This is a genomic window from Bacillus sp. B-jedd, from assembly GCF_000821085.1.
Lineage (GTDB): Bacteria > Bacillota > Bacilli > Bacillales > Cytobacillaceae > Bacillus_D.
Window position 1 is genome coordinate 1,128,819 of sequence record NZ_CCXR01000001.1, and the last position, 16,389, is coordinate 1,145,207.

A 16,389-nucleotide genomic window follows, 5' to 3' on the forward strand; every position below is an offset into this window, starting at 1 on the left:
GTATATAATAGTTTTATAATTTGGTGGTTTTTTCCATATCTTAAAAAATGAAGGAGGAAAGAAAGATGAATATTAAGTTTGTGGAAATTCAGAACTTCAGAAAATTAAAATGTTGCAGAATTGAATTTACAGAGGATACTACACTATTTGTTGGTGCAAATAATAGTGGTAAAACAACTGCTATGGAAGCTTTAATAAAATTCTTACAAGAGAAAAAATTTAGTGTAAATGATTTTACAGTAACCAACTGGTTAGAAATTAATAGTATCGGACAACAATGGAAGAAAAGTAAAGAAAGTTCACTTCAGTTAAATGAGGAAGAACTTCTTGCACTAATGCCTACACTGGATGTTTGGATTCATGTAGGAGACGATGAAATTCATTATGTGACCCACTTAATACCTTCATTAGACTGGAAAGGTGGGCTTATTGGAGTTAGATTAAGGCTTGAGCCGAAGGATATTCAAAACCTTTATAAGGACTTTTTGAATATATCACAAACTGCTGAAGATACAGTGGTAGCCAGTAAAATAGGAGATATCGATGATCAGCTTGTCTTATGGCCGAGAGATTTAAAGGACTATATAAGCAAAACGATTCAAACACAATTTTCTATTCAATCATACCTCCTTGATCCGAAAAATTGTGTAGTACCTGAAAATGGTATAGCAAAGCCTCAAAATCTGCCGATATACTCTGAACGATTAGATACTGACCCTTTCAAAAATCTATTTCGCGTTGATTATATAAGAGCTCAAAGAGGTTTAACAGATAACGCAAATGACTCTTCACGTGGAATAAGAAAAGGTAAGCTTTCAGCCCAATTAAGAGAATACTATGACGTTCACATTGATCCTGAAAAATCACCGACGTCATCAGACATTGATGCGTTGAGAGCAATTGAAATAGCCCAAAACAGCTTTAATGAAAAATTGCAAAATGGATTTAAAGATGCATTAAGTGAGTTGGAAACTTTAGGCTATCCTGGGTTCTCAAATCCTAAAATATCCCTTACAACAAAATTAAACCCAATGGATGGTCTTAGCCATGATTCTGCTGTTCAGTTTAATGTAATTGAAGACGATGACCAGACGGGAGATTCATCTATAAGGTTGCCCGAGCAGTATAATGGCTTGGGCTACCAAAATTTAATTTCTATAATATTTGAATTAATGCGTTTTAGAGACGAGTGGCTCAGAATTGGAAAAGGTTCTAAAAGAAATAAAACAGATAACGATGCATACTTTATCCCACCCCTTCATTTAGTGTTGGTAGAAGAACCTGAAGCACACCTGCACATTCAAGTCCAACAAGTTTTTATTCGTCAAGCATACGGCGTATTGAGGAATCGGTCAGAATTATTAGAACCAAGCATCAATTTAACAACGCAATTAGTAGTAAGCACCCATTCAAGTCATATTGCCTATGAGAAGTCTTTCTCTAGTTTAAGATATTTTCGTAGGCTTCCAGCAAACTCAATATATGCTCTCCCAATATCAGTTGTTATTAACCTGTCAAACGTGTTTGGAGAAGGAAATGAAACAGAAAGATTTGTAACTCGATATCTACAAACCACTCATAGTGATTTGTTTTTTGCAGATGCGGTAATTCTTGTGGAAGGGCCAGCAGAACGAATGTTAGTGCCACATTTTATCAGAAATCAGTTTAAGGGACTAACAGAAAAATATATCTCTCTATTAGAAATAGGGGGAAGTCATGCACATCGTTTAAGACCATTAATTGAACACTTAGGTATTACTTGTTTAATTGTAACTGATTTAGATTCAGTGAGTCCGCAAAATAATAATTCTGCTATAGTACCAAAGAGAAATCAAGGATATACAACCAATAATGATACTTTAAAAACATGGTTGCCACAGAAGATGAGTATTGATGAGTTATTAAATCTTAACAAAGAACAAAAGGTTAAAAGGCATGAGGATCAGCATTTTGCTATCAGGGTTGCTTATCAACATCCAGTAAACGTTAGGCTGGTTCAAGATGAAGTAGAGGTGGAAGCCCTACCATATACTTTTGAAGATGCTCTGGTTTATGAAAATATAGGTATTTTTAGCACATTAGATGGAATAGGATTGATTAAAAAATTTAAAAATGCTCTGAATGAAATAAGTTCTATTACAGATTTGGGAGAAAAATTATTTAATGATCTGAGGACTGGAAAAAAAGCTGAATTTGCATTAGATATTATTCATTTAATTGATCCTAAGGAACTTACAGTTCCTAAATATATAAGAGATGGACTTTCATGGTTAGATGTACAACTGGGAGGTATTGAGCAGAACGATGCAAAAGAGTTCGTAGAAGAAGATGTAAAAGAAGTGGTGAGTATGAATGGCTAGGGCTGAGTATAACATTGATAATCATATGGATGACCATGTGGATACAGAGATATTAAATTGCTTAAACCTTGAAAAGCCCAAAAGCTTTTTCTTATTTGCTGGTGCGGGATCAGGAAAAACGAGAACCTTGGTCAAAGTTCTAAATGAATTTGGAATAAAATACGAAACAAAAATGAGATTAACTGGACAAAGAGTTGCGGTTATTACCTATACCAATGCAGCTTGTGAAGAGGTTGAACGCCGTTTAGAATATAATCCGTTATTTTCAATATCTACAATCCACTCTTTTATTTGGGAACTTATAAAAGGGTTTAACAATGATATTAAAGAATGGAAAATAAACAAACTAGCAGCAGAAATTGATGAATTAAAAGGGTTGATAGCCAAAGGTAAACTTGGAGCAAAAATAAATTACGAGCGCCAACAAAAGATTGAAAAAAATATCAAGATTATTGATGAATTACCTAAAATAAAGCAATTCACTTACAGCCCAAATGGAATGAATCAAGATAAACAATCATTATCCCATAATGATGTAATTAGCATAGGTGCTTATTTTTTACAGAATAAACCTTTGATGCAAAAAATCTTGGTTCGAAAATTTCCCATTCTATTTATAGATGAAAGTCAAGATACAAGTAAAGAATTGATTAATGCCCTTTTTGAAGTGGAAAGAATTCATTATCATTCTTTTACTCTTGGTTTGTTTGGGGACACAATGCAAAGAATTTATGCTTCTGGAAAAGAAGATTTAGGACGTGATTTACCAGCTCGATGGGTAACCCCTCGAAAGAAAATGAATCACCGTTGTCCTCCTAGAATTATAAATCTTATTAATAGAATTCGGTCTGATGTGGATGATAAAGAGCAATTATCCAGAACAGATAAGGCTGAAGGAATTGTCCGTCTATTCATTGCCCCTATAGAAAGTGATAGAGAGAAAATAGAACGAGAAGTTGCTAGACAGATGACATCAATTACAGGTGATGAGAATTGGGAGCTGTCTAGGTATACCACCCTTATATTGGAACACCATATGGCGGCTAAGCGATTAGGATTCATGGAATTATTCGAGCCATTGTACAAGTCAAAAAAATATAATGATTCTTTGTTAAAAGGCACATCCGAAGAATTGAATTTTTTTATAAATTTGATCTTGCCCTTAATTGATGCTCATAAAATAGGAGATCAATTTACTATTGCGAGAATACTATGTAAATATTCTCCTCTAATGACAATAATTAATGAGGAAATAAAGCAATTAGTCAGAGTTAAAGAAACTGACAAAGCAGTAAAGCAGTTCTTTAATGAAATAGACAAACATATCGACCCAACATGTCTGGAGGTATTAAGGTTAATTAAAGCACAAAATTTGTTTAATCTACCTGACACATTAGCTCAACTTCTCTTGAGAAGTGATCTTGGTATTACAAGTAAAGATGAAAATGAAGCTGAGAATATTGGTATTGATGATTATCTAGATGAATTGCTCGCAAGTTTTCATGCTCCCATTAGTCAAGTAAGAGCATATGGGGCGTATTTATCTGGTTATGCTTCTTTTATGACTCATCAGGGTGTAAAAGGACTGGAGTTTCCAAGGGTAATGACTATTATAGATGATAGTGATGCAAGAGGTTTTCTATTCAACTATGAAAAACTATTTGGAGCTGAGGATAAATCGAAGACAGATATTAAAAATGAAAAGGACGGAAAGGAAACTAGTATTGATCGTACAAGAAGGTTGTTTTACGTAGCGTGTAGTCGGGCAGAAGAGAGTTTAGCAATAGTAGCTTATTCAAAAAATCCTGAAGCTGTAAAAACTAATGTTCTTCTTAGGGAATGGTTTGAGGAAGAAGAAGTAATAACTTATTCTGGCTTAGGCATTATATAATTATACAAGAAAAGTTATTGTCGCTTAGATAAAAATTATCCCGAAGCAGGAGAAAAGAAATTTATTGTTTAGCCAAGTCGTGATATACTTGGCTATTTTTAATTTTTCTAAACAATATACCGATAATTGAATGAATGATAAAATTTATAAAGTATGTTACAAAAAAGATAAAATTTTTTGGAGAATTGAAGTGGACAAAATCCATCAAACAATCTTAAACTTCCGCGATGAGCGCAACTGAAAACCATACCGCAACGAAAAAGATTTAGCAATTTCCATTTCCCTTGAAGCTAACGAGCTACTCGAGAACTTCCAATGGAAAAACAGTGAAGAAGCTGTTCGGGATTCGAAGCAGAATATAAAAGAGGAAATGGCTGATATTTTGATTTATCTTGGTTATAGGGTTGCAAGCTGAACTTCAAAATATACTTTATACTCTAAGCTATACAAATTTGGACAAGGAGATGACATCTGCTAAATCTCTTACACAGAAATAGCAAACAATTGCGGGAAATGGTAATGCAAGCATATTGCCAACCATTACACGTTTTATTCAAGAATTAGAGCCCTTGTTTGAAAATGCAATTCAAATAGAATACAAGTATTATATACAAAAGGAAAAGAGAAAGAAGAACAAAGACAGATTCTTGAGCAAATGCGACAGGAAGCTGAAGAGTAGCGACTACTTGACCAGGAAAGAGAAAGACATCGAGATTGCCGGAAAAATCAGGGACAAGGCACTTGACGAGAATATCCAGGACGTCCTCAGTGACGGCATCAACCAGCTAAGGCTGATTTAAGAACTGCAGGACGAAGGGGAAGTCGGGGAGATTAGAGAAGGACTCGTCGATGTGTACATAGACTGCGGAAAGGACCAGGGTGAGATTACCGGAATACCTTCCGGGTTTCAGAAGCTGGACATGCTTACCGGCGGCTTTCAGGAATCTGACCTGGTCGTTGTCGGCGCGCGTCCTATTATGGAGAAGACCGCTTTTGCATTGAACATTGCGTTTAATGCCTCAAATCAGGACGTCATCGCAGTTTTCTCTTTAGAGATGTCAAAAAAGCAGCTCCTTAAGCGGGCCGCCAGCTGTATAGGAAGAATCTGCAGAATTAAGATGAGAAATCCAAACCGCTGCTTTGAGGACGAAGACTGGAATAGGTTTAATTTTGCTATGGGAGTCCTGTCCAAGTTGAACATGAGGATCTTCGACATAGCCGGCATGGACATCAGCGTCCGGCAGCTGAGGAAGGAATACGGGGAAGGGCGCAGGATGCTGGTTGTAGTCGATTACCTGCAGCTGATTGCCGGAGCTGGCCGCTATCATCAAAACCGCCAGGCTGAAATCAGCGAAATCAGCCGGTCACTCAAACAGATGGCCCGCGAATCAATTGTGGTCGTCATTGCTTTGTCCCAGCTCAGCCACGGTGTCGAAAGCCGCCAGGACAAAGGCCCAATACTCTCGGATCTGCGTGACAGGGGCCAAATCGAACAAGATGCGGATGTGATTGCGTTTCTGTATCAGGAGGAGTATTACGGGAAAGGCAGGGGGAAGGGATGGCGGTTGGTGCTCGGGAAAAGCAAGGGTTACACAGTTGGTTGAGGTGATTGTGGCCAAGCAAAGGAATGAGCCGATTGGGACGGTGGAGCTGGGATTTTTTATGGAGGTTGGGAGGTTTGGGTGAGATTAAAAATAACCATTGCCTGTTACAATTTTCGTATGAAAAGTTAAATAGTATCCATATATTTAAAAAAGGTTTCCAATTAGGACAAATCAATAATAGCTGTTATATAATGGTAAATGAAGCGGATTAAAAATTGTTAGTTTTATATCAGAAGAAACTACAGTAATGGGGTGTAAAGCATGGCACAAAAGAAACAACCGGTAAAAGAAGTTAAATTACCTCCAAAATTAGAAACTACGACTGAAGAGGCGATACTTAAACTTCAAGATAGAATAGAAAAAGGCAAAAAATTATTAAGACTGAATATTAATAATGAACAAATATTGGAGGAGGCAGAAAGAGAAAAAAGAAAATGGTCGGAATATAATTTGGAACTTTTAAACCGACTTTTTGATAATTCATCTATTGCTGATGAATATTCACAAGCTGGTAGTCATATTGGTTTTATTTACGGTGATTATAGCTTTCAGGATGTAGTTAATGATTATCGTGAATATGTTGAAGTAAAGTTAACAAAATTAGAATCTATTTTTGATAGGCTAGATATCATCCCTGAGAAAAATCGAATTGTACGAACAGTTACTTCAAACCGGATAGAAGGCAAAATTCAGACTAGTGATGTTTTTATTGTTCACGGACATGATGAAGGCTCAAAAGAAACGGTTGCAAGATTGCTTTCAAAATTTGATTTAAATCCGATTATACTCCATGAGCAACCCAATGGAGGTAAAACCATAATAGAAAAATTTGAAGAATATTCTGGCTCTGTTAATTTTGCGGTTATTCTTATGACACCTGATGACATAGGTTATCCAAATGGAAAAGTAGATAGCGCAAAACCTCGTGCCAGACAGAACGTAATTTTTGAACTAGGATACTTTATAGGGAAGTTATCAAGAAAAAATGTCTGTGCTCTTTATAGAGAAGGAGTTGAAATTCCATCTGATTATCAGGGAGTTCTGTTCATTCCTATGGATTCAACAGGTGCTTGGAGATATCAATTAGCTAAAGAATTAAAAAACGTTGGCTATGATATTGACATGAATGAAATTTAAATATTTATAAATCTTTACGGCTGATATCCAGCCGTTTTTGACTTTTTAAACTAGTGTTTACTTGATAGGTATATAGAAATGGAATAGAGCGACATTTTTTAAAATTCCACAGGACCAATCCTCTCAAACTCATGGCATAAGCTGTCCCGTTGGAAAGACTACTCAAGCCCCTTGCGGTTGGGGAGTCTTGATTTAGTGATCCACGGAGGAAAGAGCCACCACCTGCGGATTAAAGAGCCAGTTTGTTAACTAAAAAATCCTCCTGTATATTAAAAAGACATGTGTACAAAACATGACTTAATTTAATACAGGAGTTTTTTTACGATTATTTAGCGTAAATATTCTGCTGAAACTGCGATTAAAAAAAACGGTTAACGAACGAACAGTAATTCAAGTACTAGTCATTCTAGAAATAAAATTTCAGAAGTTATTCGAGAGGTTAGAGGCATCCTCAACAACTATTTTAATCTATTCACTCAGACCAAGGTTATAAGGAATGCTGTTAGAAAGCTTTCTCTCTAATAAATGTCCATCATAAATCTCTTTTATAAAGTAATTTTGCAGATTAAAGTTTCCGTCCGAATATACGTTCAATATTCTATTAAACAAAGAACTTGCATATGCTTCGGAAAAGTTAACTAGATAGGGAACAAGGTTTTTATCAACATAACCATTATGGACTATTTGGTTTCTACACTTATATATATAATCAACTGTTAATTTAACTTGACTTCTTTTTTCTCTAAGTCGTTTTAAAGCCTCTTTATTATCTTTATAGAAATTGATTGTATCTTCGATTTCATCCAAAAAACTTTCCTTTGAAGTATATTTTTTTAATTCTTCCATTTGGTTATAAAAATTCACCAAAGACACTACGGAGTCTTCCGAACGAGCCTTATAAATTCCTACACTTTCAAGGAAATCATTCGGTATATTTATCGTATCATCTTTTTCATAAAAACCTCGACTATAGATTTCTGTTAACCTAAAGAGATCTTGAAGAGGTCTGTATTGTTCCCAAAGAAAATAAATATTTGAGATAATTTCTTTAACGAAGTCAAATTTAGATTCTTCATCTTTTTTTGATATGTTCGCTAAACTCTCAACAGCAATCCAATAATTCAAAAGCTTATTTTCTTCATTCTGCCATTGTGCCTGAGACATTATATCAATGACACTTAAAATAGTATTTGCTTCATAAAACAAGTCTCTTTTCTCTAATTCTTCTATGATTTGTGAAACTCTTTTGATATCTTCGTACTTTTTATCGCTTAAAAATTTAGGGTCATTCCTACTTAGATTCCTTCTCACTTGTTTATCATCCCTAGAACCAAACAAAGTACCGAATGAACTATAATCTTCACCAACTTTTTCACCTATATATTGACCATCCCAAAAAAATTCATGATATTTTTGAGCAAAATAAAGATTCAACAAACTCAGTAAGTTCAAAAATTTTGACTCAGCTGCTTTTGCTGCAGAATTTAAAGAAGTTGCTCTTACTAGAATCTTTGCATTACATTTACTTCGATATTTATATCTATCTTTAGGATCAATTTCTTTACTTCGCTCTTCGATGGGGCTTGTATCAAATGTTTCATCAAAATGAACATCCTCTCCAAGCATTTTTTCCACATCAGGACTATATAGCTGGCAGCCAAATATTGAAATATCATTACTTTTTATAGGATGTGTAATCATACCCCAAATAGGATAAATAAAAATATAATCTTTTTCATCAGAAAGTAGCTTTTTCCGGAAGAAATCCAATCGATCTTGAATACTCAAGTGGTCTATAAAATCTTTTTTTTCTTCATCCGTACCTAGATTTCCCGGTATTCCTCTATAAATTATGTGAATTTTTTCTTCCTGGATAAAATACGATTCAAATACTTCTGAAACTATTTTTTTAACATCTTCAATATTCATTCCAGAGGTTACCAAATCAACTATAATTTCTTTAGTCAATTCTTTTACTTTTAATCGATCTATTTTTTGAAATAATTTCTTCTCTAAAATTGAAAACAATTCATCAAATAGAACAAGTGCAAAGCTTTGTTTAGAAATGAGACTAGACAATTCTTTAGAAATAACATAAACTGCTGTTTTTTCCTTTTTCTCTAACTTTTCTTTCAAAATAAATAATTCTTCCCTAAAAATACTAATATATTTTTTGGAAATAAGAGTCTCAATTAATTTGATATATACTTTTCTATTATTTTCACTTTCAAATTGATTTAATTCATACTCATTAATAATGTCTAAAAGAACAACCCTGATATTTACAATATTGATACCAATCATTCCATTTTTAACTTCTTCAGAAATCGAATTCCATTCATCATACCAATAAGTTAGCACTTGGCTATAGAATGGATCATTCTCAAAACTTTTCCAATTCAAGTTATCACCCACAATAAGGTATCTTTTATTTAAATCCGTTAAAAATTAACTTTTTTATAATTATAGCATGTTGAACCTTAAATGAAATCCTGGTAGGATTCACTGGAAATTCTTTCTTCAATTTATCTGCTGAAAGAGGGATTGTTTGGTCATTTTAACTTTGTATCCACTATACAATGTAAGGTAGAAAGCGCAAAACATTGGCGGCAGACCCTGTAAAAGACAAATCCTTTGTCTGTATCCTTGGTAAGGAAAACATAAGAATTAAATTCTTTCTTTTAGGTAAAAGAACTTCCTTGTAAAATTTAATAGATTTATTCAAAAGGGCTGGCTATCCGTTTAGGATGGCTTTTTTTGGATAACCAGGTCCCTGGAAAATAAAGTCGTAATTATACTACGCGGGGCATTTTATATTACCATTCACTTTTCTGGAAAAATTTACATTATTAGATAATGGTCCTGCTTATTCTACATTCACTTGGGATAGTCTATTATATATTTATAATATTATGGTAATTAATTTGATTTTATAGGAATCCATGGGGAAAAATACAATTGGGTAGGCTATCTTGATTGATGGAAATCCAAAGGGAAGGTGAGAAAATGGCTGCGAATAGAGAAATTATAGAAGAAAAAGACGAAAGAATTGCTCAGCTAAAAAGACTATTAATAGAATTACAGGGACCACGACAGCAAAGTGCTGCTGCTATTGCGATAGATTATAACTCAAGATCTTTCTCTCCACCGAAAGGGAAATCCAAGTTTTCCCTAAAAGCTGCTGGTCTGAAAATTATTTTGCCTATCCTTGTTTTAATCATCGTTTTCGGAGGAATCTGGTGGTTATCCCGGCCATCCTTAATCGCTGCATGAAATCCCTACATAATGCTAAGTGAGAAGTGTGATAAGCCACTTCTCACTTTCTTTTTATAATATGTGCAAGGCACCTCTAGGAATTTCAAAATTTTTGAAATAATGGGGGCGAGGGGAGATTCCTCATGTTAAAATGAAAAGTATGGAATTATCTTACTTTTGGGAGGATTTTTAATTGGATGATAAGTTTAGCAGGCCAAAGAGTGTTGGGGAAATTTTAGATCATACGTTTACGTTGAGTAAGAATCATTTTAAGAAGTTCATGACCGTGCTTTTGGCTATCATGGGACCGGTTTATCTTATTGATGCGTTGTTTCAGGTGGGTGCGGGTAAGCCATTGTTTCGTGATAATAGTGGGGAGGGAGATTGGTTTGAGCAAATGATGGCTAGCTTGGAGGGAAGGGAAGTTGACCCCTCGCTTATGACGGGTGAACTTGTTGGAATCGGTGTGACCGCGCTGCTTAGCCTGTTTTTATTTCCAATTGCCCAAGCAGCCATTCTTTTCGCAGTTAACCATGTACGTAAAAACGAAGAGTACACGGTTGGTTCGGTGTTCAAATTGGCGTTGTCACGCTATTGGGCAATGATTGGAAGCTCGATTTTGTTCTTTCTCATGGCCATCGCCTTTATTACCATCCCGACTATCGGAATAGTCACAGGCGGTATGATTGGCGCGTTATACAATAATGCTACGGGCATCATCCTGACCGTCATCGGTTCGCTTGGTCTTTTCCTTGTCGCGGCACTGTTGTTGACGCGCTTCAGCTTTTACTTTGGCTCAGTTGTACTGGACCGTAAATCCCCAGGGCTCGGCCGCAGTTGGAAGCTGACGAAAAAGCGGACTTGGAAGCTGCTCGGCATCTATATTGTCTTTTCCCTTATTACGACCATTATCGCAACATCCGTCGAGATGGCCTTTACAGCCTTTTTGGGAGGCAGTGTATTGCTGTCAATCATTGTTAGTTTAGTTTCCATTTTGACAACGATGTTTTTTTCAGTAGGTTATTGTGTCATCTACCTTGATTTAAAAGTGAGAAACGAGGCGGAAGACCTGAAGGAATTGCTTTCAGAATATGGGCCTCTTTCTTCTTAATGGCAAAATTCGAATTTGAGTTGGGTGAAGGATTTGATTGATTCTACTGAGGCAAAGAAAGAACTTGGAGAAATCCTTAAACAAGATGAATATACTGTTTATTCCAAACCACCCGGGTTCGTTGAAAAATGGTGGAATCAGGCGATGTCTTGGCTCGCTGATCTTTTGGAAAGCTGGTTTCCGTCTCTGGAAGGGTCCAGGTCAGCTGCGGCGCCGCTGCTCATTGCAATTATTGCCCTTGCTGTTCTCATACTAGCCTGGATTGCCTATCTGCCGATCAGGAATAGCCGCAGGAAAATGCTGAGCAGGGAATATAAGCCGCTTCAGTTTTCCCGGGAAATCGACTGGACGTATGAGATGCATATGGAGAGGGCTTACAGGCTTGAAGCTGAAGGCCAGCTCCGTACGGCTGTCCGCCATTTTTTCCTCGCCCTGCTATTGTTTTTGGACAAGCAAAAGAGCATTGAGGCAAGACAGTGGAAAACGAACTGGGAATACTTCGCTGAACTAGGTAAATCCAGCAGGACTGATGCAGATCGTTTCTATGAGCTTGCTTCTGTATTTGATGAAGTGACATACGGTGAAAGACAAATCAGCAACAATGATTTTCACTCCTTCCGCGGCAAAATTACTGCATGGCTGGAGGAAGGGAGGGTGGAGCGATGATGGGTAAACGTGGATCACTTCTGCGTTCATGGCTTCCCTTTGTTGGCCTGATTACGGTTTTTATAGCCATTCTTATTATTGGATATCAGCCTGAAGCAAGAAACTATCCAAAATACATTGCCTCATCGCCGGCACCAACCGGAGTGAAGGCGATTTATACGTTCCTGCAAGATAAGAAAAGTGCAAAGGAATGGGTACACCCGCCAAAGGTACTTCCTAAATCGGCCCAAGGCCAGCTTCTGATCATGGTGGAGCCGCTGAATATCTCGAAAACCACAGAAATGAAGCAGTATGAGGAATTCATGGAGGCGGGGAATTCAATCCTGCTTCTGTCACACATCCCGGACGGTTTTTTCGACTTGAAAACTGCAGCCATAAAACCAGTGGAAAAACCGAACGTGCTGGAAGATGAAGAAAAGAATACATACAAAGTGAATGTAAACCTGCCTAACAGGCTGATTCCATCAAAAAAGGATAAGATTCTCCTCAACGACAAGGAGGGTGCTGTCGCCATCCAAAGGGCGGTTGGAAAAGGTAAATTATATGTTCTCGTATCGCCGGAACTTATCACGAACAGTGAAGTGCTGAAGGAGGACAACCTTACCGTCTTTTTGAAAATCGTGAACGATGCCGGTCCTTCTGCCGTTTTGTTTGATGAGTATGTGCACGGTGAACGAAGCGCATTGTCAGGAGCACTCGTTTATCCGAAATGGTTTTTGCTCCTTGTCCTTCAAGGGACGATTGCCACCGCCATTTTCCTTTGGCTAAAAGGGAAACGGTTTGGCCCGGTTTACGCACCGCGTGAGGAGTCCGTTCGTTTCAGTGACGAAGGCATCCGGGCGCTCGCAGCTTGGTATATCCGCGGCAGGCGTTACGGGGACAGCATCAAGATTCAGGCCGATTATACGAAGCAAAAGCTTCAGGAAAAGTGGCGAATTCCTTATTCAATTCCATGGATTGATGCGTCAGATTATTTGGAAAGAAAATGGACTGTAAAATCCGGAGAGGAAATAAAAGAGTTTTTACAGGGGCTTTCCGCCGTTTTGGCGAAAGACGGGCTGAACAAACAAGAATACCTGCTTTGGTCGAGGCTTCTCGACGACTTGAGGATAGAGGTGGAGAAAGGTTGAATAAACAGCTGCAAGCATTATTGGATTCCTACGAGGAAAGGATTCTTGGACAGGGTACGAATCTGCGCCTGCTATTGTGTGCGGTCCTGACAGGAGGCCATGTGTTGCTCGAAGGAGTACCGGGCACCGGGAAAACAAAAATAGTGCGGACACTTGCCGGCCTGCTCGGCGGGGATTTCAGCCGCATTCAGTTTACGCCAGATCTGCTGCCGAGCGATATTACCGGAAGCATGATTTACAATATGAAGGAAGGCAGCTTCCAGACACTGAAGGGGCCTATATTTACGAATATCCTCCTGGCGGATGAAATCAACCGCACACCCGCCAAAACACAGGCTGCATTGCTTGAAGCGATGGAGGAGAAGCAGGTGACAATCCAGGGAGATACCTACCGTCTGCCGGATGTGTTTTTCGTTGTCGCCACTCAAAACCCAATCGAATTCGAAGGGACGTACCCACTTCCAGAGGCGCAGCAGGACAGGTTCCTGTTTAAGCTGGCCATTGGCTTTCCAGCCTTTGAGGAGGAAAAACAGGTGCTGAAAAACGACCTGCACCATGTTTTTGCTGTCGAAGACATACGGACGCTCCTTGATCTTGAAATGTTTATCTTTATTCGAAATGAAATCGCGGCGATTACAGTCGAGGACAAAGTGCTCGATTATATGATGCAAATAGTCAGGAAAACGAGGGAGTCCGACTATATCCGCTATGGGGCGAGTACACGTGCCGCGATATCCATCGGAAAAGCGGCGCGCGCTTGGGCTTATCTGTCGAGCCGGCAGTATGTGACGCCCGATGATGTGAAAATGGTGGCAAAACCAGCACTAAGGCATCGGATCCAGCTTGCACCGCATATGGAATTGGAGGGAGCGGCCGTTGACCAGATCATTGAAGAACTTGTGGGATCGGTTCCTGTTCCGAGATAGGGGCATTGTCCCAACAAAAAGGCTGCTACTGGCCTTTTTGCCGCTATCAGCCCTTTTATTGGGTGCAGTCATAATTAAGGTTTCCTGGTTGGTGATTTTTAGTGCGAATGTGCTTTTCCTTGCACTTAGCCTGGCCGATTTGCTTTTTACACCGAGCCGAAAGGAGCTGTCCTTCCAGAGGGTATTCCCAGACGAAATGGAGAGGGGAATACCGGCCAGGATTGAAGTGCTGGTAGCGAACCAATCGCGGCACGCATTCTTGTTCCGGTTCATCGATGGGGTACCGCAAACCTTCCGGCAGCCGTTTCCTATCACTGGCAGTGCAAATGGACTATCGGAAACAATCATCCCGTATGAAACGGTCGCTTCTGTCCGCGGAGATTATCAGATTGGCAACTTATTCTTTCGTTACCGCAGCAGTCTCGGGTTATGGGAAAAACAGGTGACGCCTCATCTTGCCGACCTGGTCAAGGTGATTCCTGACTTGACGGAAACGCGCAGGTATCTGGAAAATGCCCAGCAATTCCTGTTGCATGAAGGTACTGCTATTCGCCGAAAAAGGATGGGCGAAGGCGATTTTGCCAAGGTGCGGTCCTATGTGCCCGGCGATGATCCGCGGAAAATCAATTGGCGCCAGACTGCAAAATTGCACGAAGTGATGGCGAATGAATACGAACCCGAACATGGGAAGTACATTACGCTACTGATCGATTGCGGGAGGATGATGGGAGCCGAATTGAAAAAAGGCAACCGCCTGGAACAGGTGTTGGAATCAGCGATGACAGTGGCGGCCGCTGTACTGCAAAAAGGCGACTATGTATCAGTCCTTGCTTTTTCAAAAAACATTAAGGTGTATGTCCCGCCTGCAAAGGGGATGAATCATCTTCAGACAATTCTTCAGGCGATTTACGGTCTTGAAGTCGATCCTGTCGAGCCGAATTACGGGACAGTGCTTCAGTATCTCGAGACTGTCCAGAAGAAGAGGAGCCTCCTGTTGTTGTTCAGCGATGTCCGGACCTTCCTTTATGAAGAAAACACGCTCGTTTATTTGAAACGGCTGCGGCAACGGCATTTGTTTTTCATGGTTGGAATCGAGGATGGAACCTTAAAAGAACGAATCGCAATGAGGCCTGACGAGGTGAAAACGGCGATGATCAAGAGTATCGGGCAGCAACAGGAGCTGCTTAAACAAAGAGGCAAAAACAAATGGGAAAAGCAAGGCCTCCAAATGGTGGAGGCCAAAGAGGAACATCTCGCCGTCACGGCGATTTCGCATTATATCGACATCATGAACCAAAATGCTCTTTAGGGGCTGTTTTAAAAAATCTCAGTCCTCCGACAATGGCATATAGAAGAAGTGCAAGGACAGTTAAAATGGCCACCGCGTACTTTGCTTCGAGCGAAATGCTTGAAGGTGTGATATAGCCTTCAATAATCCCGGCGATGACGAACAAGGGAATGGTGCCGAGCAGCAGCTGGACGGAACGTTTTGCCTGCATTTTCAGCTGGTAGCCGCGCGACATATTGCCGGGTACAAACAGCTTATAGCCCATCAAAAGGCCTGAGCCGCCAGCGATGAAGATGGCAGTCAATTCGATCATGCCATGAGGGACAATATATGCCCAGAAGTCATACGTTTTCCCTGAGTGCCAGAAAAGGGCGGCAAGGGCGCCGACGAGGACACCGTTGTAAATGAGCAAATATACAGTCAAAAGCCCAAAGGTAATGCCGCCGGCAAAGGCGAGAAACGCGACCTGGATATTGTTCGTCATGATTTCCGTGGATATGACGGCCGAATCGATGGATTCATGCCCTTCCCCGAGACGGTCCGGGTCGACCGCATGCGAGATGTTATCGGGAAGAAGTGTATATATATGGAGCGGGTCGTTTACGACCGCAACAAAGCTGCCGGCCGCCCCAACGGTAAACAGCACGAACGCTATGAAGACGAACCGCCATTGTTCAAGCAGCAGCCCAATGAATTTTGTGCTGAAAAAATAGCGGATTTGCTTGCCGCTTGAGATTTGGTCCTTATACAGGAGATTATGAGCCTTTGAAACGAGGCCATTCAAGTATCCGGTTACATCGTCATTAGGAAAATGTGTCTGGCAATAGGAGAGGTTTTGGGAGGCCTTCTGGTAAAGCCGGTGAAAAGAGTCGATTTTTTCTCCGGTGATTCCCTTGTTGCGCCCGCTAAGCTCTGTTAGGAGCTGTTCAAGCTGTTTCCATTCTTCACGATGTTTTTTGATCAGCTGTTTTACGTCCATATAGGCACCTGCTTATACTGGATTTATTTGTCATTTATCTTC

At 39.4% G+C, this 16,389-nt stretch carries 13 protein-coding genes and 1 pseudogene; 12 read left to right on the top strand and 2 right to left on the bottom strand.

The window, feature by feature from the left end; all coding sequences use genetic code 11:
* The first annotated feature begins 65 nt into the window (after window positions 1–65).
* The 6 genes and pseudogenes from BN1002_RS05745 (at window position 66) to BN1002_RS05760 (ending at window position 6,992) form a co-directional block, all read left to right on the top strand.
* Window positions 66–2,360 (top strand): AAA family ATPase, encoded by a 2,295-nt coding sequence (locus BN1002_RS05745; protein WP_048824067.1) that lies wholly within the window; start codon window positions 66–68, stop codon window positions 2,358–2,360.
* Window positions 2,361–2,397: 37 nt separating this feature from the next.
* Entirely contained in the window at window positions 2,398–4,251 is a 1,854-nt protein-coding gene (locus tag BN1002_RS05750; protein ID WP_231574981.1) for a UvrD-helicase domain-containing protein, read from the top strand.
* 190 nt (window positions 4,252–4,441) lie between these two features.
* Window positions 4,442–4,642, top strand: a pseudogene (locus tag BN1002_RS23190) (MazG-like family protein); the annotation flags it as partial.
* 178 nt (window positions 4,643–4,820) lie between these two features.
* Window positions 4,821–5,051 (top strand): hypothetical protein, encoded by a 231-nt coding sequence (locus tag BN1002_RS24215; protein WP_052445617.1) that lies wholly within the window; start codon window positions 4,821–4,823, stop codon window positions 5,049–5,051.
* 51 nt (window positions 5,052–5,102) lie between these two features.
* Window positions 5,103–5,855 carry a DnaB-like helicase C-terminal domain-containing protein gene (locus BN1002_RS24220; protein ID WP_052445618.1) on the top strand — a complete coding sequence of 251 codons (753 nt, stop codon included), beginning with the start codon at window positions 5,103–5,105 and terminating at the stop codon, window positions 5,853–5,855.
* A gap of 261 nt (window positions 5,856–6,116) precedes the next feature.
* The gene (locus BN1002_RS05760) at window positions 6,117–6,992 is read left to right on the top strand and encodes a TIR domain-containing protein (protein WP_052445619.1); all 876 of its coding nucleotides are present in this window, start codon (window positions 6,117–6,119) and stop codon (window positions 6,990–6,992) included.
* Between the two features lie 468 nt (window positions 6,993–7,460).
* Here the strand turns inward: BN1002_RS05760 and BN1002_RS05765 are convergent, their stop codons facing one another.
* Entirely contained in the window at window positions 7,461–9,407 is a 1,947-nt protein-coding gene (locus BN1002_RS05765; RefSeq protein ID WP_231574982.1) for a hypothetical protein, read from the bottom strand.
* A 591-nt stretch (window positions 9,408–9,998) separates the two neighbouring features.
* Here BN1002_RS05765 and BN1002_RS05770 point away from each other — a divergent pair.
* The 6 genes from BN1002_RS05770 to BN1002_RS05795 all read left to right on the top strand — a co-directional run bounded on the left by BN1002_RS05770 (window position 9,999) and on the right by BN1002_RS05795 (window position 15,389).
* Window positions 9,999–10,265 carry a hypothetical protein gene (locus BN1002_RS05770; RefSeq protein ID WP_148362738.1) on the top strand — a complete coding sequence of 89 codons (267 nt, stop codon included), beginning with the start codon at window positions 9,999–10,001 and terminating at the stop codon, window positions 10,263–10,265.
* Between the two features lie 175 nt (window positions 10,266–10,440).
* Window positions 10,441–11,358 (top strand): hypothetical protein, encoded by a 918-nt coding sequence (locus tag BN1002_RS05775; RefSeq protein ID WP_048824071.1) that lies wholly within the window; start codon window positions 10,441–10,443, stop codon window positions 11,356–11,358.
* Between the two features lie 33 nt (window positions 11,359–11,391).
* On the top strand, window positions 11,392–12,024 hold the full coding sequence (locus BN1002_RS05780) for a DUF4129 domain-containing protein (RefSeq protein ID WP_048824072.1): 633 nt from the start codon (window positions 11,392–11,394) through the stop codon (window positions 12,022–12,024).
* Entirely contained in the window at window positions 12,021–13,154 is a 1,134-nt protein-coding gene (locus BN1002_RS23620) for a DUF4350 domain-containing protein (RefSeq protein WP_048824073.1), read from the top strand. Before BN1002_RS05780 ends, BN1002_RS23620 begins: the two co-directional genes overlap by 4 nt.
* Complete coding sequence (locus tag BN1002_RS05790) at window positions 13,151–14,080, top strand: AAA family ATPase (RefSeq protein WP_048824074.1); 930 nt, start codon at window positions 13,151–13,153, stop codon at window positions 14,078–14,080. Before BN1002_RS23620 ends, BN1002_RS05790 begins: the two co-directional genes overlap by 4 nt.
* Window positions 14,031–15,389: a DUF58 domain-containing protein gene (locus BN1002_RS05795; protein WP_048824075.1), complete on the top strand. Its 1,359-nt coding sequence runs from the start codon at window positions 14,031–14,033 to the stop codon at window positions 15,387–15,389. The genes BN1002_RS05790 and BN1002_RS05795 overlap by 50 nt, the downstream gene beginning before the upstream one ends.
* Here BN1002_RS05795 and BN1002_RS05800 read toward each other — a convergent pair.
* Entirely contained in the window at window positions 15,367–16,347 is a 981-nt protein-coding gene (locus BN1002_RS05800; RefSeq protein WP_048824076.1) for a stage II sporulation protein M, read from the bottom strand. The two genes, BN1002_RS05795 and BN1002_RS05800, sit on opposite strands and share 23 nt — an antisense overlap.
* Window positions 16,348–16,389: the final 42 nt, after the last annotated feature.